Genomic DNA, 21178 nt, shown 5'->3' with positions numbered 1-21178 from the left:
TAATTGCCTACTGGAGTACAGATCCATGAAGACTCTTTTCATCACCGGTGTCAGCAGCGGCTTCGGCCAGGCGCTGGCCAAAGAAGCGCTCGCTCAAGGTCACAGGATTATCGGCACAGTGCGCAGTGAATCCGCTCTGGCAGCCTTCGAAGCGCTGTCGCCCGAGCGCGCGCATGGGGTGGTTTTGGACGTTACCGAGTTCGATGCCATCGATGGGGTGGTTGCGGCTGTGGAGGATCGTCACGGCCCGGTGGACGTGCTGGTCAACAACGCAGGTTATGGCCATGAGGGGATTTTCGAAGAGTCATCGCTGCAGGAAATGCGCCGCCAGTTCGACGTCAACGTATTCGGCGCGGTGGCGGTGACCAAGGCGTTCGTCCCGTATTTCCGCCAGCGCCGCGCGGGGCATATTCTCAATATCACCTCCATGGGTGGCTACATCACCATGCCGGGGATCGCTTATTACTGCGGCAGCAAGTTCGCTCTGGAGGGCATCTCCGACACCTTGAGCAAGGAGCTTGCGCCCTTCAATATTTTTGTCACCGCTGTGGCGCCGGGGTCATTTCGCACCGACTGGGCAGGCCGCTCGATGCAACGCACGCCGCGTAGCATCAGTGACTACGACGCAAGCTTCGATCCGGTGCGCAAGGCCCGGGAGGAGAAAAGTGGCCATCAGCTGGGCGATCCGCAAAAAGCTGCACGGGTCATACTGACGATCATCGACAGTCCAAACCCGCCCGCTCATCTGCTGTTGGGTAGTGATGCGCTGGCGTTGGTGCGTGACAAGTTGCAGCAGACGGCGGAGAGTATTGAGCAATGGCAAGCGCTCAGTCGTTCGACGGATGGCTGAAAGATCAAAAGCACCCTCACCCCAGCCGTCTCCCGGAGGGCGAGGGAGCCGATCGCGGGTGGATTCAACCCCCGCGTTCGGCACGATATTACAGGTCGGCGTAGTACCAGAAAGCACCACGGTCAGTCCCCTCTCCCTCTGGGAGAGGGCTAGGGTGAGGGCTCTGTCTGACACCCCGCCAATCAGCCAGACAGGTTCAAACCCGCCTTTTCACAAGGAAACCCACAGCCCATGCCGAAACCGAAAGACCCCATCACAGCGCGCATGGTCCAGCTAATGAGCCAGCTCGCCCCGCTGGAAGGTTACAACCTGAGCCCGCTGGGCGATGTGCGGTTCCTGCGTTCCAACCGACCGCTGACCCGCACGCCGGTGTTGTACGAACCGGGCATCGTGATCCTTTGTCAGGGGCGTAAACGCGGTTATCTCGGCGATGAAGTCTACGTCTACGACGCTCAGCATTATCTGGTGGTGTCGGTGCCGGTACCCTTCACCATGGAAACCGATGCCAGCGAAACCGAGCCAATGCTCGCGGTGTACGTGCGTCTGGATTTCGCCCTGGCCGGCGAGCTGATTCAGCAAGTGGATGAGCGGTGGGAATTTCCCACAGCGCAACCGATGGGCATGTACGCCTCGCCTCTCGACGAACCGCTGCGCCGGTCAACCCTGCGTTTTCTTGAAGTGATGAGCGACGATGCCGACGCGCAAATCCTCGGCCCGGCGATGCTGCGCGAGCTCTACTACCGCATCCTCACCGGCGAACAAGGTGGCACCCTGCGCGCCGCCATCGCCCAACAGGGCCAGTTCGGCAAGGTGACCCGCGCCATCCACAAGATCCACAGCTGTTATCACCAGCATCTCGACGTAGAGACCCTGGCAGAGGAAGCGCAGATGAGCGTGCCGAATTTTCACCTGCACTTTCGCAAGGTTACCGATTCCTCGCCGATGCAGTATCTGAAGTCGACGCGGCTGCACCAGGCGCGATTGCTGATGCTGCGCAACGACCTGACTGCGGCAAAAACTGCGTTTCTGGTCGGTTACGAAAGCGCCTCGCAATTCAGCCGCGACTTCAAACGCCTCTTCGGCCGCACACCGCTGGCGGAAGTGGCGTGGATGAAACAGGCCTATGCGCTGCCGGCACCGACGAGTGCTTCGCCGTTTGTGTCGTCACACTGACTTCACCCGCGTGTTGAACAAACAGAAATCCACATTGAAGGGAAGAAAGTGAATCTGAGAGCTGAGATCGAAAACGCATTTGGACCCCAGGCATTCGCCCGTCCGCTTTTCTATTCCTGGCCGGGAGGATTGCGTTTCGAACTCTCCGAAACGGGCGGAATCATCGAGCAATTCCTGACCGCTATGCGCAAATCCATAACCATCTGCGGCGACATTTTCCAAGGGGACGCATCGTTTGTCGCATGCCTGCGCATTCATTCCGGTCGCAATCGATTCGCCCACCGCAGCACTCTTCGCGCCCTTAAATCTGCTGGAATCGATACTCCATCAGCGCTGTGCATCTGGAGCGAAGAAATAGACAACGAGGAATGGTTCACCGAGGAAGAACCGGAATACTGGGTCAACGTCGCCTTCGAAGCGTCTATCGCGAGCATTCAAGCATTACTCTGGTGCGCATTGGCCAAGGACTTCGGTGCTATCCAACCGCGTGCGAACTGTACTGTCTACCTGTTCAATCTGCCCAAGCGAGTCATGGTCTTTCCCTATGACGACCGAGGCATGGACGTGGTTGGGACCAATACCGAACTGCTTTCGCAGCTTTATCAACGACACTATGCCTGGCTGCTCGACCATGACCGCGTAGCGATGGAAGCCACATTCGGCGGGCTGAAACGTTAGGTGAACGTTATCGTTTCAACTTCTTCGCCATGATGATCGTGCGCTCCGTCTGATGAAACTCATCTCTGATTTTCTTGAAGCCGAGCGAAGCATAGAAGCCTTCTGCGGTGACTGAGGAAGGAACGCGCAGCAAGTTGGAACCTGCGTCCATGGCGAGTGATTGAATGCTCTTCATCAGCTGGCTTCCGACACCCATTCCTTGAAAGTCCGGGTCGACAAATACGCTTCGAACAACGTCTCCATCAAGACTTGCCGTTGCGACGATTTGACTGTCGAGCGTAGCGACTAGCACCTGACGCTCAGCCAACAAGCGAAGGATCTTCGAAGGCGAAAAGCTTTCAATTACTCGATCAATGATTTCGGATGAATAGTCGCGAGCATTGCTCTCACGGAGCGTCTTGATGACCGTCTCACTGATAGCCGATGCATCCGCATCTTTCGCAATGTGAATTTGAATATCCATCACGTAGCTCCTTGCTTGTCAGTTCCGTGTACAGCACTTATCGCAGCAAATTCCCCATCCACATAGTGCTTGCCCCCTCCTGCGTTTCCTCGCCCAATCACACAGGTCAGCCACCTGCATCAGGATGGGATCATGAATACCACGGCCATTCCCGAAGGTTTCACTCCATTCACCCGCAGCAGTCCGTTGCTGGATCTGCTCGGCCCGATCTACGCCAGAGGCCACGGCCTGCAATTGGAGTTGGGCTTACTGACCGACTCCCGCCATGCCAATGGTCGCGGCACTTTGCATGGTGGTGTTTTGGCGACGCTAGCGGACGTGGGCATGGGCTACGCCATGGCCTTCTCCAGCGATCCGCCGCAGCCGTTGATCACCGCGAGCATGACCCTGGATTATCTCGGCGCGGTGCACATCAACGAGTGGCTCGAAGTGCGTCTTGAACACTCCAAAAAGGGCCGCCAACTGGCGTTTGCTGGCGTCAGTCTGCACGTCGGTGAGCGAACGGTTGCGCGCGCCAGTGCCGTGTTCGCGGTGCCGATGAATTGATCGACTGACTCGACTCATCGCCCCACCTGGACGGCAGGCCGGGATTTGCCGCCCCGCCCGCACGGTCATTACCTTCAAGGCATTGTGTTCGCCATCGTCACCCCATACGCAGCCAGAAGCATATCCGCCGCCCGCTCACCAATAACGACACACGGCGCCATCGTGTTGCCAACGGTGATGCGCGGCATGATCGAGGCATCTGCAACGCGCAGCCCGTCGATCCCGTACACGCGCAATTGGTGGTCAACCACCGACAGCGCATCGCGGCCCATTTTTGCCGTACACGACAGATGCCAGTAGGTCATCGCCGAGTTGCGGATGAACTGTTCCATAGCGCGGCGTTCTCTCGGCCCGGGCACCACTTCGCGCTTGATCAGCCCATTGAAGGCTTGGCTGTTGCCGAGTGCGCGGCACAGTTCGATCGACGCATGGGCTGCGGCCATGTCCTCGGGCTCGCTCAGGGAGTTCGGCTCAATGATCGGTGCATCCAGCGGCCCAGCACCCGACAACCGCAAGCGTCCGCGACTGGCCGGTCTGGCCAGCCCGGCGAACATGGTCCAGCCATGCTCCGGCGGCTCGATGGCGACCTCTGGCGGAGACGGTACCGCGAATGCCAGCTGACACTGCAACAGATCCGGGGCTTCCAGGCGACTGTCGCTTTTCCAGTACAAGGTGGTTTCGCATCCGCTGCCAGCGACCGCTTGGGGTTGTTGGTATTCCCACGTGCAGCCGAAAGCCAGATGATCCTGCAAATTCTCGCCGACACCGGGTAAATGAACGACCGGTGCGATGCCGTGTTTTCGCAGTTCATCCGCCGGGCCGATGCCCGACTGCATGAGCACTGTCGGTGATTGCACCGCGCCCATGGACAGGATGACTTCAGCTGCGGCATGAAAGCGCCGCCGCTCGCCGGCGATCAACACTTCGACACCGACGGCCCGGGTGCCGACCAGCAACACGCGGGTCACCAACGCCCCGGTCAGCACCGTCAGGTTCGGACAGTGCAAGCGTGGCCGGATGTAGGCGTCGTAAACCGACTCGCGCTTGCCCTGTTTGATGCGCAAGTCGGTGACAGCGATCCCTCCTGCCCCTTCCATCATCTCGCCATTGGGGCTGTCGAATCGTGGGATGCCCAGATCGCCGGCCGCCTCCAGCGTTGCCAACGCAAGGGGTTGAGGTGTGGCCGGCTGCTCGACATGTACCGGCCCACCTGAACCACGCCGGGTGGCGTCCGGGCTGCCTTGCCAGTTTTCGATCCTGCGGTAGTAATCGAGCACCGATGCGTAGCCCCAGGCCGGGTCGCCAGATTCGGCAGCGAAATGCTCCCAATCGGCGCGATGGCCGCGCGACCAGACCATCACGTTGATGCTCGATCCACCGCCGAGCCCCTTGCCCATGCTCAACGGTAGCCGTCGACCGTTCAAGCGTGGATCGGCTTGGCCCTCGAATGCCCAGTCGCGCGTGGAGCCGAGGTTCAGCGGCCATTGCGCCGGTTCGGTCACCTCGGGGCCCGAATAGTCTTCGCCGGCCTCAATCAGCAGAACCCGTGCGCCTGACTCATCGGCAAGCCGCGCAGCGACTATGCAGCCCGACGTACCGGCACCACAGACAATGAAGTCATAGTCGTGATCGCTTCGAGGGTCCATACGCCCGCTCCCCTTCGATGCCGCGATCACTGTTCAGCAACGCTGTGCACGGCTTTGAGAATCACCGCCGCGACTTGCGCCGGCTGCGACTGCTGCGGGACATGGCTGGCGTGCACCTCTGCAAGGGTCGCACCGATGCGCTTGGCGGCAGACCGCTGGACGTCGGGATGAATCATCCGGTCTTCGGTAGCGAGCAGGTACCAGGACGGCTTGGTTTTCCAGGCCGAAGCGGTGGTTTTATCTTCGAAAGCCGAGGCCTTGATCGGCCCTTGCGTGGCGGTCATGACGGCGGTCTGCGCGGCCGGCAGATCCTGAGCGAAGTCCTTGGCCATGCCTTCAGCGGTGAGATAGAGGAAGCCGTTACCGTCGGCCTTGATCTGACTGATGCCCGGCGGCGTCGGCGCACCTTTGCCCTGTTCGCCACTGGTTTGCCCGGCGTCTGGCGCGAAGGCGGCGACATACACCAGCGCGCTGACTTTCTGGTCGTTACCGGCTTCGGTAATCACCGTGCCGCCCCACGAGTGACCGACCAGCACCACCTTGCCCTGCTGGTTGTTCAGCGCGCGGCGCGTGGCGGCAACGTCGTCGGCCAGCGAGGTGAGCGGGTTTTGCACAACGGTCACGGCCACGCCTTTGGCTTGCAGCAGTGGCACCACTTTGGCCCAGTCGGAACCGTCGGCGAAGGCGCCGTGTACGATCACCACCGAAGGCGTTGTATCCTGCGCGTGGCTGGCGCCAGCCATGAACGTACTGGCCAGGGCAAAGGCGACGGTGGCGAATTTCGATTTGATTGTTTTCATTGGATGAGCTCCTGTTCGGGAGTTCAGAGTGTGCTGGCCGGCCTGCGATGTGGGCATCGGTCAATTATCCGACCCCGGGGCATTTTTCATGGATAGTGGCTTGCAACTGGACATCTCACTGGACGGCGCATTGGCAACCATCGCCCAGGTCGGTGACCTCAGCATGGGGCAACCGCTCGGTCACTCCCGGCGCGTTGCCGCTTTGGCGCGGATGCTCGCGCAGGCACGCCACGGCGACGGTGAGCATCTGCAGGTTGCAGAGCAGATTGCCTTGCTGCGCTGGTCTGGGTGCACAGCCAACGCCGAAGGCTTTGCCGACCTGCTGGGCGACGACGTCGATGGTCGCCGCGCAATGCTCGATCTGACCCTGGGCAATGAACAGATGAACGCGGTGCATCAGGCAACCCCGCTGGCCGTGGTGCACTGTGAGGTGTCAGGTGCAATCGCCAAAACCCTTCAGCTCGGAACCGCCGTTGAAGCGGGCCTGTGTCGGGTGTTCGAAACTTACGACGGCACTGGCCGACCGCTGGGCGTAAGCCATGAACACATCCCTGAAGTCGCCTATCAGGTGGTCATGGCCGGTGATCTGGACATTCTCACCCGCGCCCATGGCCTGGACGCGGCGCTGCGCTGGATCAGCGAGCAGTCGGATCGGCGCTATCCCGCATCGCTGGTGTCGTTGCTGGTGGCCAATGCCAAGGCCTGGCTGGCTGATCTGGAAACGCTTTGCACAAAAGTTGAAGCCGCGCCTGAGCAGCGTCATGTCTCACTGACTTTGGTCGGAGACATCATTGACTTGAAGCTGCCTTGGCTAGCCGGGCATTCGCGTCAGGTCGCCCATGTCGCCGTGGAAGCTGCGCGCCTGTGGGGGCTGGGTGAGCCGACGCTGACAGACATTGGCAAGTCCGCGCTGATTTACGGTCTCGGCCGCGCAGCCGTTTCCAATCACCTATGGAATAGCCCAGGGCCGCTGCCCTACGGTGCGGCAGAGCGAGTGCGCCTGGTGCCTTACTGGACGCAACAGGCGCTCCGGCCGTTAATGGAACTGGCCGCGCCCGCCGAGATAGCCACCCACGCTTATGAACGGCTCGATGGCAGCGGCTATTTTCGCGGCGTGGCGGGTGATGCACTGAATGCCGAACATCGGCTGTTCGCCACCTCGGTCGCCTGGGTAGCGTTGAGGCAAGCCCGGCCATGGCGAACAGCCCACGACGAAGTCGCAGCAGCCACGCTGCTCAAAAAGGATGCTGGCCGTGGTCTGTTCGATAACGATGTCTGCGAAGCGGTCATTGCTGCCGCCAGTGGCGAGCGCCGCGTGCGGCAACCCAAGCCTTCGCTGCTGACAGCGCGTGAGTGCCGCATTCTTCTGGAAATCAGCCGTGGCGCCAGCAACAAACAAGTCGCGCAACTGTTGGCTATCAGTCCGAGCACGGTACGCACGCACATGGAAAGCATCTTTCGCAAATTGCAATGCTCGACCCGTGCAGCCGCCACTCTGAAGGGGCTGACGATGGGCTTGATCGCCTGAATACCGTGCCGGGGTCAAGCCTGACTGGCGCGCGCCAACTCAATGAATGCCCTGGCGGCCGCAGAGGGATTGCGGCGGTTCGGGTAGTACAGGCACAACCTGTCTCGGGGCGGGGTCCAGTCCTTGAGTACCTGTACGAACTCGCCGGTGCGGATTTCGTCACGAACGTCCTGCTCCATGAAAAAGCCCAGCCCCATGCCCGCCTGCACCGCGACCTTGACCACGCTCGATTCATCCAGCGTAAGCGGACCGTTCACATCAAGACGGGTAACTTCTCCGTCCCGCTCGAAATACCAGGGGAAAATAGCCCCGTTCGGTAGTCGCACACGGATACATTGATGCCCGAGCAGCTCGGACGGCGTGCGCGGTTTGCCCTGTTGTGCAAAATACCCCGGCGAACCGACCACCGCGTAACGTTGCGGCGGGCCGACAGGCACCACAATCACATCGTTGGGCACCAGGCCTGCCGAGCGCACGCCGAAATCGAAGCCGTCAGCCACGATATCCACCAGCCGGCCCTCGGTTACAAGATCAATATGGACTTTCGGATGCTGCTGCAAAAACTCGATCACCAGTGGCAGCAGCGCCGAACGCGCAGCGCTGGCGAAGGCGTTGATGCGCAACGTGCCCGAGGGTCCGGCGTTTTGCGAGCGCACTGCATCGAGTGCCGAACGCAAATCCTGCAAGGCTGGCCCCACCTGTTCGAGAAACACTCTCCCCGCTTCGGTGATGGCGACGCTACGGGTCGTGCGGTTGAACAGTCGCGATTCGAGGCGCGCTTCCAGTTGCGCAATGGTGTTGCTCAGCGCGGTAGTGGAGACGTCGAGATCAATGGCGGCCTGGCGAAACGACCCCCTTCGAGCCACGGCTATGACGGCGTCCAGTTCATTGAGGGCCAAGCGATCCTGAACCATGGATTGTCCTCATTTTCGGGATAGGTCATTACGATTTGTCCCAGTTGAACAAACTATCTGAGGCCCAGCAAGATGACTCCAGTTAATCAATCAGGAGTCAGCCAATGAACCTTCAACTTCCCTCCGTCGTGCAGACGTATGTCACGGTCAACGACGAGAAAGAAATCTACGACGCGACCCATCAATTCCGAGCGCTGGAGATCTCGCCATGCTGAATTCAGGATTGACTGGCAAACGGGTGCTCGTCACTGGCGGCACCAAGGGAATCGGCAAAGCAGTGGTCGAGTGGTTTCTGGCCGAGGAGGCAAAGGTCATCACTTCGGCTCGGCAAGTGGACGTCGAAATGCCGGGCGCACTGCTGGTTGCGGCTGATCTTTCGACCCGGGAAGGTTGTGACGCACTCATCGCAGCGGTCCAACAGCAACTGGGCGGCGTCGACATAGTGGTTCATGTCCTGGGTGGCTCGTCGGCCCCCGGTGGTGGTTTTGCAGCGCTGGACGAGGAGCAGTGGCAATGCGAACTCAATCTGAATTTGCTGCCGGCGGTGCGCCTTGATCGCGCCCTGCTCCCGGACATGCTCGAGCGTCGGGATGGCGTGGTGATCCATGTCACGTCCATCCAGAGTCGATTGCCGCTGCCGGAATCCACCACAGCGTACGCGGCGGCCAAGGCTGCGCTGTCGACCTACAGCAAGAGCCTTTCGAAAGAGGTGTCGCCCAAAGGGGTCCGTGTGGTTCGGGTTTCCCCGGGCTGGGTCGAAACCGAAGCATCGGTGGCATTGGCCGAGCGACTCGCGCAGGAGGCTGGCACTGACTATCAGGGTGGCAAGGACATCATCATGCAAGCCTTGGGCGGTATTCCGCTCGGCCGCCCATCGACGCCAGCTGAAGTGGCTGAGCTGATCGGGTTTGTGGCGTCGCCGCGAGCGGCTTCGATCACAGGAAGTGAATTTGTGATCGACGGCGGGACCATCCCGACAATCTAGCCGCCAGCCTGCGGGTCAAGGATGACTCGCTGAATCCGACCGGCACGCTTACATCCGATGCTGCTCCAGCAAAAAATCCACAAACAAGCGCACCCGCACCGGCATCGCCGCGCCGCCGACGAACACCGCATGAATCGGTTCCTCATCGCCCGGGTTAAAAGCTTGGAGCAGCGGGATCAGCGTGCCGCGCTGCAAGTCTTCCCTGACGGTGAACTCGCCAATCCGTGCAACGCCTGCGCCGAGTCTGGCGAACTGGGCCAGTGCTTCGCCGCTGCTGCATTCGATGTTGCCGCTGACTTTCAGCGAGAACTCCTTGTCGTCGCGGATAAACGGCCAGTTGGCTTCGGCGCGGCGGAAGTTGAAGCGCAGGCAATTGTGCTTGAGCAGGTCTTCCGGTTCGAGAGGTGTGCCGTGGCGTTTCAGGTAATCGGACGATGCGACCACGACCTGGCCGGTGTGGCCGAGCCGGCGTGCGGTCAACGGGCTGTCGGGCAGATGGCCGAAGCGGATCGCGACGTCCGCCTGACCGGCGAGGATGTCGACTACCTCGTCGCCGAGGCTGAGGTCGACGACGATGTTCGGGTAACGGGCGGTGAAGGCTGCGACCAGCGGCACAATGGTCAGCCGTCCATGGCCAAGGGCGGCACTGACACGCAAGCGGCCCTTGGGTACGCCTTGATCGGTGATGGCCCCTTCCACTTCGTCCATGTCGGCGAGAATTCGCCGGGCACCGCGCAGGAAGGCCTCGCCCTCGGCGGTAAACGTCAGCGCACGGGTGGTGCGCAGCAACAGACGAGTGCCGAGTCGCTGTTCAGCGCGGGCGATGATTCGACTGACCGCCGAAGGCGTCAGCCCCAATGCACGCGCCGCTGCTGAGAGGCTGCCCTCCTGTGCCACGGTGACGAACACGCTCATTTCCCCTGACCTGCCGTTGAAGTCCATTCGTGCCTCTTACGCAAAGGTGATTGCCAGAATCGCCATCTACCGCCTGAAAACGATGGATCGTAGCATTGGCGGCATAGATGAGGAGACTTTCCATGCGTATCAATCCACCACTTGTTGCACTCGCCGTCGGCGCCTTTGGCATCGGCGTCACCGAGTTCGCGCCGATGGGCATGTTGCCCGGCATTGCCGCCGATCTCGGCGTTTCCATTCCTGCTGCGGGGTTGTTGGTCAGTGCCTACGCCTTGGGCGTTCTGCTCGGCGCGCCGCTGATGACCCTGACCACTGGCAAGATCCCCCGGCGCTATCTACTGATCGGGCTGATGGCGATTTTCACCTTGGGTAATCTGATGTCAGCGCTGGCCACCGATTACTCCAGCCTGATGGTCGCCAGGGTGATCACCTCGCTCAATCACGGTGCGTTCTTCGGAGTTGGCTCGGTGGTTGCCGCCAGTGTGGTCGCGCCGGAAAAACGCGCCGGCGCCGTGGCGGCAATGTTCATGGGCCTGACGTTGGCGACTATCGGCGGCGTGCCGCTGGCAGCCTGGTTTGGTGAACTGTTTGGCTGGCGCTCGGCGTTCTGGGGCATTACCGGCCTCGGCGTGCTGACCATGATCGCCTTGTGGTTCGCCCTGCCCAACCTGAAAGCAGAGCAAGGCGCGGGTGCGCTGGCGGAAATACGGGTATTGGGCCGAGGTCCGGTACTGGCCGCGCTGGCCCTGACCGTGGTTGGCTCGAGTGCGATGTTCACCGTGTTCACTTACATCGCGCCGATCCTCAGCAGCGAGACCCACGCCTCCGCCGCGTTCATCACCGCCATGCTGGTGTTGTTCGGAATCGGTTTGACCCTGGGCAATATGTGGGGTGGCAAGGCTGCCGACCGTTCGATCGACCGCACCCTGATCGTGTCGCTGAGCGCATTGATTGTGGTGTTGCTGGCGTTCACGGTGCTGATGCGCTGGCCGCTGCCGGCCGCCGTCGCCATTCTGATCTGGGGTATCGCCAGCTTCGCTCTGGTGCCGCCGCTGCAGATGCGCGTGATGGAAGCCGCCAAGGACGCGCCGAATCTGGCTTCGGCGGTGAACATCGGTGCCTTCAATTTTGGCAACGCGATCGGCGCGGCGCTGGGTGGCGCGGTGATCAATGCCGGGCTGGGTTATCCGGCGATTTCCCTGGCCGGCGCGGCGATGGCTGGTCTGGGCCTGCTGATGGTGCTGACGTTCGCCTGGCGCTCCAGAGCCAGTGCCGCTGCGCTGGCGTAAGTCTTCGCAGCGCTATGCGCCGCCCTGCTGATACTCGCGGGGCGTGCAGCCGAACTCGCGACGGAACACCGTGTGCAGATATTGCGCAGACTTGAAGCCGCAGGCCTGGGCAATGTCGGCAATCGCCGCATCGGTGTTCTTCAAACCGCTGGTAGCCGCCGCCAGTTTGAAACGCAAAATTTCGTCATGCACGCTGCAACCGCGCTCGGCGCGGAAATGCGCTTCGAGCGATGAGCGCGACACGCCGACATACGCCGCCACTTGCGCGGTCTTGATGCCCTGGCAGGCATATTGGCGGATGAACAGCAGCGCTTGCATGACGTACGGATTGCCCAGTGGTTGGTGCAGGCTCGACACCTGCACGTTGACCGCGTCCGGCGGAATCAGAATCTGCGTGCCGGTGGACGGCATGCCGTGGAGCATCTGGTGCAGCAATTGCGCAGCGGTGCGGCCCATAGTTTCGGTGCCCTGAATCACCGAACTCAGCGGTACACGCGTCAGGCTGCGGGTCAGCGGGTCGTTGTCGATGCCGATCAGCGCGACCTGCTCCGGCACGGCGATGCCGGCGGTCAGGCAGGCTTGCAGCAACTGCCGGGCACGGGCGTCGCTGACGGCGATAATGCCGATCGGTTTGGGCAGGCTGTGCAGCCAGGCGATCAGTTGCTCGACGGCGCTGTCCCACAGCGGCGCGCTGGTGCCCATGCCGCGATAGATCTCGGCGTGCAGACCGTCGCGCTGCATCAGTTTGCGAAAGGCTTTTTCCCGCTCCTGCGCCCAGCGATTGGCCTGCGCTTCCGGCAGGCTGAAACAGGCAAAGCGCTGCAACCCCGCCTCGACCAGATGCGAGTAAGCCAGCGTGATCAATGCGTTGTTGTCAGTGGCAACGTAGGGAATCGCTTTTGGATAAGCGCGTGCATCCTCGTAGGAACCGCCCACCGCCACCACCGGCAAATGAATGTCGGCCAGCGCCTCGCCAATCAGCGGATCGTCGAAGTCGGCAATGATCCCGTCACCCTGCCAGCGCTCGATGCCTTTCAGGCGGCAGAGAAAATCCTCTTCCAGAAACAGGTCCCAGGAAGCGCGGGTGCTGCTCAGGTAGTTGCCAATGCCGCTGATGATGCCACGGTCGTAGATCTTGCTGCCGTTGAACAACAGGGCGATGCGGTGCACGGGCGGTAGGCTTTTCATTGTTTTTAGGCTGTTCCGGGTCGCTTCGTCGCGGCGACGATGGACACAGACTAGGCCTGCGAGCGCTGAAGCTCAATACGCAAAATCGCACTCGCAGTTGAGGCTTTTCATAATCAGCGGGCACGGGGGCGTTGCTAGTATCGAGACACCGCCAAGAACAACAAGGACAAGGTCCATGCAGTACTTCCCCAATATCGAGCCGGTTCGCTACGAAGGCCCGAACAGTGATTCGCCCCTCGCATTCCGTCACTACGACGCCGACAAACTGATCCTCGGCAAACCCATGCGCGAACACCTGCGCATGGCCGCCTGCTACTGGCACACCTTTGTCTGGCCGGGCTCCGACGTGTTCGGTGCCGGCACCTTCAAACGCCCCTGGCAACGCAGTGGCGAACCGATGGAACTGGCCATCGGCAAGGCTCAAGCCGCATTCGAGTTCTTCAGCAAACTGGGCATCGATTACTACTGCTTTCACGACACGGACGTCGCCCCCGAAGGCAATTCGCTGAAGGAGTACCGCGAACACTTCGCACAAATGGTCGATCGCCTCGAACAGCACCAGGAACAAAGCGGCATCAAGCTGCTCTGGGGCACCGCCAACTGCTTCAGCAATCCGCGTTTTGCCGCCGGCGCTGCGAGCAATCCCGATCCGGAAGTGTTCGCCTGCGCCGCCGCGCAAGTGTTCAGCGCGATGAACGCCACCCATCGGCTCAAAGGTTCCAACTACGTGTTGTGGGGTGGCCGTGAAGGCTACGAAACCCTGCTCAACACCGATCTGAAACGCGAGCGCGAACAACTCGGGCGTTTCATGCGCATGGTGGTCGAGCACAAGCACAAGATCGGTTTCACCGGCGACCTGCTGATCGAGCCCAAGCCGCAGGAGCCGACCAAGCACCAATACGATTACGACAGCGCCACGGTGTTCGGCTTCCTCCAGCAGTACGGCCTGGAGAAGGAAATCAAGGTCAACATCGAGGCCAACCACGCGACCCTGGCCGGCCACAGCTTTCATCACGAAATTGCCACGGCTGCCTCGCTGGGTATCTTCGGCAGCATCGATGCCAACCGCGGCGATCCGCAGAACGGCTGGGACACCGACCAGTTCCCCAACAGCGTCGAAGAAATGACCCTGGCGACCTATGAAATCCTCAAGGCCGGCGGTTTCAAGAATGGCGGTTTCAACTTCGACTCCAAGGTGCGCCGGCAGAGCCTCGACGAAATCGACCTGTTCCACGGTCACGTTGGTGCCATGGACGTTCTTGCCTTGTCGCTGGAACGCGCCGCCGCGATGGTTGAGAACGATCAATTGCAAACCCTCAAGGACCAACGCTACGCCGGCTGGCGTCAGCCGTTCGGGCAAGCGGTGATGGCGGGCGACTTCAATCTCGAGTCACTGGCCGAGCACGCGTTCAGCAACGAGCTGAACCCGCAAGCCGTCAGCGGCCGCCAGGAAATGCTCGAAAACATCGTCAACCGCTATCTCTATCGCTGATCGCCGAGACCCTCTGCCGACGCAACCACGCTGTGACAATTGCACGACAATTCTGTGCCTGCTGCGTCGGCAGATTCTCTACAGTTCTACCAGCCCGATTCATCGTCAGGCCGTGTCTTTCCAACAAAAATAAAAGGACGCACCACCATGAAGAACTTGAAACGTACGCTGTTGGCCAGTGCCCTGGCGTTGTTGGCCCTGCCGGTAATGGCCGACGCCACCCACCCGAAAATCGGTTTCTCCATTGACGATCTGCGTCTGGAACGCTGGTCGCGCGATCGCGATTACTTCGTCGCGGCGGCGGAAAAAATGGACGCCAAAGTCTTCGTGCAATCGGCCGACGCCAACGAGCAGAAGCAGATTTCGCAGATCGAAAACCTCATCTCTCGCGGCGTCGATGTGATCGTCATCGTGCCGTTCAACGCGACAGTGCTGACCAACGCCGTGGCCGAGGCGAAGAAAGCCGGGATCAAAGTGGTGTCTTACGACCGGCTGATTCTCAACGCCGATGTCGACGCCTATATCTCCTTCGATAACGAAAAGGTCGGCGAGATGCAGGCCGGCGGCGTGCTGAAAGCGGCGCCCAAGGGTAATTACTTCTTGCTGGGTGGCGCGCCCACCGACAACAACGCCAAGATCCTCCGTGAAGGCCAGATGAAAGTGCTGCAACCCGCTATCGACAAGGGCGATATCAAGATCGTCGGCCAGCAGTGGGTCAAGGAATGGAACCCGACCGAAGCGCTGAGCATCGTTGAAAACGCCCTGACCCGTAACAACAACAAAATCGACGGCATCGTCGCCTCCAACGACGCCACCGCTGGCGGTGCCATCCAGGCACTGGCAGCGCAGCAGCTGGCCGGCAAGGTGCCGATTTCCGGTCAGGACGCCGACCTCGCAGCGGTCAAACGCGTGATCGCCGGCACGCAAACCATGACCGTGTACAAACCGCTAAAACTCATCGCTTCCGAAGCGGCCAAGCTCTCGGTGCAACTGGCACGCAACGAAAAACCGGCCTACACCTCGCAGTACGACAACGGCAGCAAGAAAGTCGACACCATCCTGCTCACGCCAACCCCGTTGACCAAGGACAACATCGACTTGCTCGAACAGGACGGCTTCTACACCAAGGCGCAGATTGCCGGGAAATAACCAGAGCCCAAATCTTTGGTTATGCAAAGAACCCTGTGGGAGCGAGCTTGCTCGCGAAGGCGGTGTATCAGTCAGAGATGCATTGCTTGAACTGACGCTTTCGCGAGCAAGCTCGCTCCCACAAGGGCTCTTTGGTGTTCAGGTCCCTGGTATACGAGCCTTTTCCATGTCCGACTATCTGCTGCAAATGAACGGCATCGTCAAAACCTTTGGCGGTGTCAAAGCGCTTAACGGCATCGACATCAAGGTCCGGCCCGGTGAATGCGTGGGCCTGTGCGGCGAGAATGGCGCCGGCAAGTCGACGCTGATGAAGATCCTTTCGGCGGTCTATCCCCATGGCACCTGGGACGGTGAAATCCTCTGGGACGGGCAACCGCTCCGGGCGCAATCGATCAGCGAAACCGAGGCCGCCGGCATCGTCATCATCCATCAGGAACTGACCCTGGTGCCGGACTTGTCGGTGGCGGAAAACATCTTCATGGGCCATGAGCTGACGCTGCCGGGCGGGCGCATGAACTACCCGGCGATGATCCACCGTGCCGAAGCGTTGATGCGTGAATTGAAAGTGCCGGACATGAACGTGTCGCTGCCGGTTTCGCAGTACGGCGGCGGTTATCAGCAACTGGTGGAAATCGCCAAGGCCCTGAACAAACAGGCGCGTCTGCTGATTCTCGACGAACCTTCCTCGGCCCTGAGCCGCTCGGAAATCGAAGTGCTGCTGGACAGCATCCGCGACCTCAAAGCCAAGGGCGTCGCCTGCGTCTACATCTCGCACAAACTCGATGAAGTCGCCGCCGTGTGCGACACCATTTCGGTGATCCGCGACGGCAAACACATCGCCACCACCGCCATGGCCGACATGGACATTCCACAGATCATCACGCAGATGGTCGGGCGCGAAATGAGCAACCTCTACCCCAGCGAGCCGCACGAGATTGGCGAGGTGATTTTCGAAGCGCGCCACATCACTTGCTACGACGTCGACAACCCCAAGCGCAAACGGGTCGACGACATTTCCTTTAGCCTCAAGCGCGGCGAGATTCTCGGCATTGCCGGGCTGGTCGGGGCCGGCCGCACCGAACTGGTCACCGCACTGTTCGGCGCCTACCCCGGACGCCACGAGGGCGAAGTCTGGCTGGACGGCCGACCGATCGACACGCGCACGCCGCTGAAAGCGATCCGCGCCGGCCTGTGCCTGGTGCCCGAAGATCGCAAGCGCCAGGGCATCATTCCGGATCTCGGTGTCGGTCAGAACATCACCCTCGCCGTGCTCGAGAGCTATTCGAAAATGACCCGCATCGATGCCGAAGCCGAACTGGGCTGCATCGACCGGGAAATCTCCCGTCTGCATCTGAAAACCGCAAGTCCCTCCCTGCCGATCACCAGCCTGTCGGGCGGTAACCAGCAGAAAGCCGTACTCGCCAAAATGCTCCTGGCCAAACCGCGCGTGCTGATTCTCGACGAGCCGACCCGAGGCGTGGATGTCGGCGCCAAGTACGAGATCTACAAGTTGATGGGCGCGCTGGCCGCCGAAGGCGTGTCGATCATCATGGTTTCGTCGGAACTGGCCGAAGTACTCGGCGTCTCCGACCGCGTATTGGTGATCGGCGAAGGCCAGTTGCGCGGCGATTTCGTCAACCACGAGCTGACCCAGGAACAGGTACTCGCCGCCGCCCTCAGCCAGCCGGGCAGCCATAACAATAATGATCGGAAAACCGCGTAAATGAATCAGGTCAAACAACTGTTCACCCGCTACAAGATGCTCGCGCTGGTATTTGCCGTGGTGCTGATCTGGCTGTTCTTCAGCTGGCAGACCGAGGGCGGCTTCCTCACCCCGCGCAACCTTTCCAACCTGCTGCGGCAGATGTCGATCACCGGAATTCTGGCCTGCGGCATGGTGCTGGTGATCATCAGCGGCGAGATCGATTTGTCGGTGGGTTCATTGCTCGGCCTGCTCGGCGGCCTCGCGGCGATACTCGACGTGGTCTATCACATTCCGCTGCTGGCGAATCTCAGTCTGGTTGCCCTCTGCGGCCTGATGATCGGCCTCGCCAACGGCTACATGGCGGCGTACTTGCGCATACCGTCATTTATCGTCGGGCTGGGCGGCATGTTGGCGTTTCGCGGCATTTTGCTGGGGATCACCGGCGGCACCACCATCGCCCCGGTTTCGCCGGAGCTGGTCTACGTCGGCCAGGGTTATCTGCCTCACGCGATCGGCACTGGCCTGGGTGTGCTGCTGTTTGTGCTGACGGTGTTCCTGACCTGGAAACAACGACGCAATCGCGCCCTGCATGGCCTGGCGGCGCATTCGCTGGTGCGTGATGTTGTGCGCGTGCTGGTGATCGGCGCGGTGCTGGCCGGTTTCGTCCAGACCCTCAACAGCTATGACGGCATTCCCGTGCCGGTGCTGCTGTTGCTGATTCTGCTCGGTGTGTTCAGCTACGTCACCAGCCAGACCGTGTTCGGCCGCCGGGTCTATTCGGTCGGCAGCAACATGGAAGCCACGCGCCTGTCAGGCATCAATGTGCAGGCGGTCAAGCTGTGGATTTTCGGCATCATGGGCGTGATGTGCGCCCTCGCCGGCGTGGTCAACACCGCACGCCTCGCCGCCGGCTCACCGTCCGCCGGCAGCATGGGCGAACTCGACGCCATCGCCGCCTGCTTCATCGGCGGCACCTCCATGCGCGGCGGCTCCGGCACCGTCTACGGCGCCCTCCTCGGCGCACTGGTGATCACCAGCCTGGACAACGGCATGTCCATGCTCGACGTGGATAGCTACTGGCAGATGATCGTCAAGGGCAGCATTCTGGTGTTGGCGGTCTGGGTGGATGTGAGTACGCGCACGGCGCGGCGTTGATCGCGGCAAACCTGGAGGGATCTGCTTCAAAAGGGAGTAAGAACGCAAGCCGCTGCTACGCTACGTAACACAATATTATGGAATACCAGATACCAAAAAACGCTGTTTCAAACGCTTGGTCCGCTCTGGCTCAATGGCTTCGAGGGCCTTGCACAGCTTGGCCCGTATCTTGCTCCTCCAGTGCATATCGCGCTCAAGGTCTATGGCCATGCCTGTATCCTCCGCACAATTCGGCGACGCTCACACCCGCTCTTCAAGCGCGGCGTGTGCGTTGCCGTGTGCAGCCATGGCGCGTTATCTCCGTCGATTCCGCTCTTCGTCCTCCATCGTGCTGCCGCGGCTGCCATCCTGCGTGAGCGCGAAGCAAAACGGTTTCTGGCAGATAGTCAGGTAACACCTCCCCACGAGAGTCTCTCTCGATCTCTCGCAGTTTCCGCCTTGGCGAATCGCTGCGCACCGTCATTACCGAGTTTCCAGGTGAGTCCCTCCGGCTCGCCCGGCGCTCTGCATCCGGAACAAACCTGATGAACCAAGACACCGCCTTGCTTGTGATCGATATGCAAAAGGAAGATGGCTTCCCGCTCGAACGCTTCGATCAAGTGGTCGATAACGCCGCGTCCCTGATCGATCGCGCTCGCCAGTTGCATATCCCGATTTTCTATACCCGCCATGTCAACGACGCTCCGGGCCGCGATCTGGCGCTGGGCGAACCGGTAGACGACCAAGGCAGGCCAACGACTTACCGCACCGGCACATCTGCGATCGAGATCATTGACGCCCTGGCGCCTCGAGACGCTGACGTCGTCATCGATAAACGCCGCTACAGCGCCTTCCACGGCACCCGTTTGGCTCAGATGCTCAACCGCCGAGGCATCAAGCACCTGGTGGTCATCGGCGTGCTGACGGATGTGTGTGTCATGAGCAGTCTGTTCGACGCCTATCAGCACGACTTCCAGATCAGCCTTGTCGCTGACGCCTGTAGTGCGACTACAGAGGGAGCGCATTACTCGGCACTGTTCATCCTTTCCAACTGGCTGTACGGGCTGGAGCTCTTCACCACCGAGCAATTGTCGAGACGCTGGAACAACGAGCCGGCAACATCGCTTCGAACCGCAGAACCCGATCACCTCGCCTTCCAGCCAGATGAATTCCCACAAGTCGTAGCGCGCTTTCAACGCCGCCTCGTCGACGCCTGCTGAACGGAGAACAGACATGAAAGTTGAAAAACGCAGCATCGACTTTATCCCAGAGAGCGAGCGTCACGGTCGGCCACGTTCCCTGTTCTTCGTCTGGTTTGGTGCCAACGCCAACATCACCACGGTAGCGGCTGGAGTGTTGCCCATCAGCCTGGGACTCAATCTTTTCTGGAGTGCGCTATCGATCCTTACCGGTTCGCTGATTGGTGCAATTTTCATGGCTTCGCACTCCGCGCAGGGGCCGAGACTGGGTATTCCGCAGATGATCCAGAGCCGGGCACAATTCGGGGTTTTCGGCGCCATCGTCCCGCTGCTGTTCGTCATGCTTATTTACTTGGGCTTTTTCGTCAGCAACACGCTGTTGGCTGCTCAGGCGGTGAGCGACCTGAGCCCGTTGAGCACCGCTGGCAACATCGCTCTGCTGGGCGCGGCATGCTTCCTGGTCGCGCTGTTCGGCTACCAATTGATTCATCGCGTGCAGAAGCTGCTTTCGCTGATTTCGATTGCGGTGTTCGGCATCGCCACCCTGCTCGCCCTCGCGCTGCCGATAGAGACCGGCCAATGGACCGCGCAGGGTTTCAATCTGGTCAGCTTCCTCGCCTCCGTCAGCATCGCGGTCACTTGGCAATTGTCCTACGCACCTTACGTGGCGGACTACTCTCGCTATTTGCCGAGCGACACATCCACCCGCCAAGTGTTCTGGTACAGCTATGCCGGTACCGTGATCGGTGGAAGCTGGATGATGTTGTTAGGCGCCGTACTGGCCAAGGGCATGGTGGGGTTCTCCGATAACGTCGGGCTGCATCTGATAGGCCTGCTCGGAGGAGGCACCCTGCTGATGGTGGCATTCGTGCTTTACGGCCAGATCGCCATCAACGTGTTCAACCTGTATGGCGCTTTCATGTCGACGGTCACGATGATCGAGCCTTTCTCTGCACTCAAAATCACCCCGTCTGTACGTGCGGGATTCCTGCTGATCATCTGCACGACCGCTACCGGTTTATGCACTCTGGCGCAGGACGACTTTCTGCAGTTCTTCCTGAATTTCATCTTTTTCATGAGCTACTTTCTGATCCCCTGGACGGCGATCAATCTTGTCGATTACTACGCGCTGCGCAAAGGCGTTTACCGGATTGCCGACATCTTCGATCCGGCAGGCATCTACGGTCGGGTGAACTGGACAGCAATCGCAATATTCATGTGCACTATTGCTCTGGAAATTCCGTTCATGAACACCTCGATGTACGTCGGGCCTGTTGCCACCAGCCTGCAAGGCGTCGACCTGGCGTGGGCCGTTGGCTTGCTGTGCCCTGCGTGCGCTTATTACGCCCTCATGCGCCGGCGCGGTTCGCTGTTGATCAAGGCAACGGGAGTCTGACTGAGCAGAGCAGATCTGCTTTCCATAACCCGGAGATAGGGGCTGAGGTCTGTCAGCGCAGACGTCAGCCCCCCTTCGGACCAGCGCGCCAAGGCATGCACTGCCTTGGCGACTGGCACTGATGCTCA

General features: G+C 60.6%; 19 protein-coding genes. 13 read left to right on the top strand and 6 right to left on the bottom strand.

The features are described from left to right. The first annotated feature begins 25 nt into the window (after nucleotides 1-25). From F8N49_RS01190 to F8N49_RS01180, 3 genes are all read left to right on the top strand, one after another. Complete coding sequence (locus F8N49_RS01190; protein ID WP_151550642.1) at nucleotides 26-850, top strand: oxidoreductase; 825 nt, start codon at nucleotides 26-28, stop codon at nucleotides 848-850. 231 nt (nucleotides 851-1081) lie between these two features. Next, complete coding sequence (locus F8N49_RS01185; protein ID WP_122750697.1) at nucleotides 1082-2023, top strand: AraC family transcriptional regulator; 942 nt, start codon at nucleotides 1082-1084, stop codon at nucleotides 2021-2023. 129 nt (nucleotides 2024-2152) lie between these two features. Further along, on the top strand, nucleotides 2153-2701 hold the full coding sequence (locus F8N49_RS01180; protein WP_256675375.1) for a DUF3885 domain-containing protein: 549 nt from the start codon (nucleotides 2153-2155) through the stop codon (nucleotides 2699-2701). A gap of 7 nt (nucleotides 2702-2708) precedes the next feature. Here F8N49_RS01180 and F8N49_RS01175 read toward each other — a convergent pair whose 3' ends face one another. Then, the gene (locus F8N49_RS01175; protein ID WP_071171946.1) at nucleotides 2709-3164 is read right to left on the bottom strand and encodes a GNAT family N-acetyltransferase; all 456 of its coding nucleotides are present in this window, start codon (nucleotides 3162-3164) and stop codon (nucleotides 2709-2711) included. A gap of 132 nt (nucleotides 3165-3296) precedes the next feature. Here F8N49_RS01175 and F8N49_RS01170 point away from each other — a divergent pair, with 132 nt between their 5' ends. Beyond that, a complete protein-coding gene (locus F8N49_RS01170) occupies nucleotides 3297-3710 on the top strand; it encodes a PaaI family thioesterase (protein ID WP_151550641.1) in 414 nt (137 codons plus the stop codon). 74 nt (nucleotides 3711-3784) lie between these two features. On the opposite strand, the gene F8N49_RS01165 is transcribed toward F8N49_RS01170, so the two are convergent. Together F8N49_RS01165 and F8N49_RS01160 are read right to left on the bottom strand one after the other, a co-directional pair. After that, a complete protein-coding gene (locus F8N49_RS01165) occupies nucleotides 3785-5356 on the bottom strand; it encodes a GMC family oxidoreductase (RefSeq protein WP_151550640.1) in 1572 nt (523 codons plus the stop codon). A gap of 26 nt (nucleotides 5357-5382) precedes the next feature. Then, on the bottom strand, nucleotides 5383-6156 hold the full coding sequence (locus F8N49_RS01160; RefSeq protein WP_071171943.1) for an alpha/beta fold hydrolase: 774 nt from the start codon (nucleotides 6154-6156) through the stop codon (nucleotides 5383-5385). An 88-nt stretch (nucleotides 6157-6244) separates the two neighbouring features. Between F8N49_RS01160 and F8N49_RS01155 the strand changes: the two genes are divergently transcribed. Then, the gene (locus F8N49_RS01155; RefSeq protein ID WP_151550639.1) at nucleotides 6245-7684 is read left to right on the top strand and encodes an HD domain-containing phosphohydrolase; all 1440 of its coding nucleotides are present in this window, start codon (nucleotides 6245-6247) and stop codon (nucleotides 7682-7684) included. A 14-nt stretch (nucleotides 7685-7698) separates the two neighbouring features. Here F8N49_RS01155 and F8N49_RS01150 read toward each other — a convergent pair whose 3' ends face one another. Beyond that, the gene (locus F8N49_RS01150; protein ID WP_151550638.1) at nucleotides 7699-8598 is read right to left on the bottom strand and encodes a LysR family transcriptional regulator; all 900 of its coding nucleotides are present in this window, start codon (nucleotides 8596-8598) and stop codon (nucleotides 7699-7701) included. 208 nt (nucleotides 8599-8806) lie between these two features. Here F8N49_RS01150 and F8N49_RS01145 point away from each other — a divergent pair, with 208 nt between their 5' ends. Further along, nucleotides 8807-9583, top strand: coding sequence for an SDR family oxidoreductase (locus tag F8N49_RS01145; RefSeq protein WP_151550637.1), 777 nt, complete (start codon nucleotides 8807-8809; stop codon nucleotides 9581-9583). A 48-nt stretch (nucleotides 9584-9631) separates the two neighbouring features. Here F8N49_RS01145 and F8N49_RS01140 read toward each other — a convergent pair whose 3' ends face one another. Next, the gene (locus F8N49_RS01140; RefSeq protein WP_122750691.1) at nucleotides 9632-10525 is read right to left on the bottom strand and encodes a LysR family transcriptional regulator; all 894 of its coding nucleotides are present in this window, start codon (nucleotides 10523-10525) and stop codon (nucleotides 9632-9634) included. Nucleotides 10526-10620: 95 nt separating this feature from the next. On the opposite strand from F8N49_RS01140, the gene F8N49_RS01135 reads away from it, so the two are divergent. Next, nucleotides 10621-11787: an MFS transporter gene (locus F8N49_RS01135; RefSeq protein WP_151550636.1), complete on the top strand. Its 1167-nt coding sequence runs from the start codon at nucleotides 10621-10623 to the stop codon at nucleotides 11785-11787. 12 nt (nucleotides 11788-11799) lie between these two features. Here the strand turns inward: F8N49_RS01135 and F8N49_RS01130 are convergent, their stop codons facing one another. After that, nucleotides 11800-12975 (bottom strand): DNA-binding transcriptional regulator, encoded by a 1176-nt coding sequence (locus tag F8N49_RS01130; protein WP_016774329.1) that lies wholly within the window; start codon nucleotides 12973-12975, stop codon nucleotides 11800-11802. Between the two features lie 175 nt (nucleotides 12976-13150). Here F8N49_RS01130 and xylA point away from each other — a divergent pair, with 175 nt between their 5' ends. The 6 genes from xylA to F8N49_RS01100 all read left to right on the top strand — a co-directional run bounded on the left by xylA (nucleotide 13151) and on the right by F8N49_RS01100 (nucleotide 21050). Then, a complete protein-coding gene (gene xylA, locus F8N49_RS01125) occupies nucleotides 13151-14467 on the top strand; it encodes a xylose isomerase (RefSeq protein ID WP_130888049.1) in 1317 nt (438 codons plus the stop codon). A 147-nt stretch (nucleotides 14468-14614) separates the two neighbouring features. Continuing rightward, on the top strand, nucleotides 14615-15616 hold the full coding sequence (gene xylF, locus F8N49_RS01120; protein ID WP_110645764.1) for a D-xylose ABC transporter substrate-binding protein: 1002 nt from the start codon (nucleotides 14615-14617) through the stop codon (nucleotides 15614-15616). A 166-nt stretch (nucleotides 15617-15782) separates the two neighbouring features. Continuing rightward, on the top strand, nucleotides 15783-17339 hold the full coding sequence (gene xylG, locus F8N49_RS01115; protein ID WP_151550635.1) for a D-xylose ABC transporter ATP-binding protein: 1557 nt from the start codon (nucleotides 15783-15785) through the stop codon (nucleotides 17337-17339). Then, nucleotides 17340-18476 (top strand): sugar ABC transporter permease, encoded by a 1137-nt coding sequence (locus tag F8N49_RS01110; protein ID WP_016774325.1) that lies wholly within the window; start codon nucleotides 17340-17342, stop codon nucleotides 18474-18476. Between the two features lie 524 nt (nucleotides 18477-19000). Continuing rightward, entirely contained in the window at nucleotides 19001-19675 is a 675-nt protein-coding gene (locus F8N49_RS01105; protein WP_151550634.1) for a cysteine hydrolase family protein, read from the top strand. A 13-nt stretch (nucleotides 19676-19688) separates the two neighbouring features. Next, the gene (locus F8N49_RS01100; RefSeq protein WP_151550633.1) at nucleotides 19689-21050 is read left to right on the top strand and encodes a cytosine permease; all 1362 of its coding nucleotides are present in this window, start codon (nucleotides 19689-19691) and stop codon (nucleotides 21048-21050) included. Nucleotides 21051-21178 lie beyond the last annotated feature (128 nt).

It is taken from the genome of Pseudomonas sp. GXM4, from assembly GCF_008923895.1.
GTDB classification, from domain to species: Bacteria; Pseudomonadota; Gammaproteobacteria; order Pseudomonadales; family Pseudomonadaceae; genus Aquipseudomonas; species Aquipseudomonas atacamensis.
Note: the sequence above shows the minus strand (reverse complement) of the source record. Positions and strands in the feature narration are given on the sequence as shown.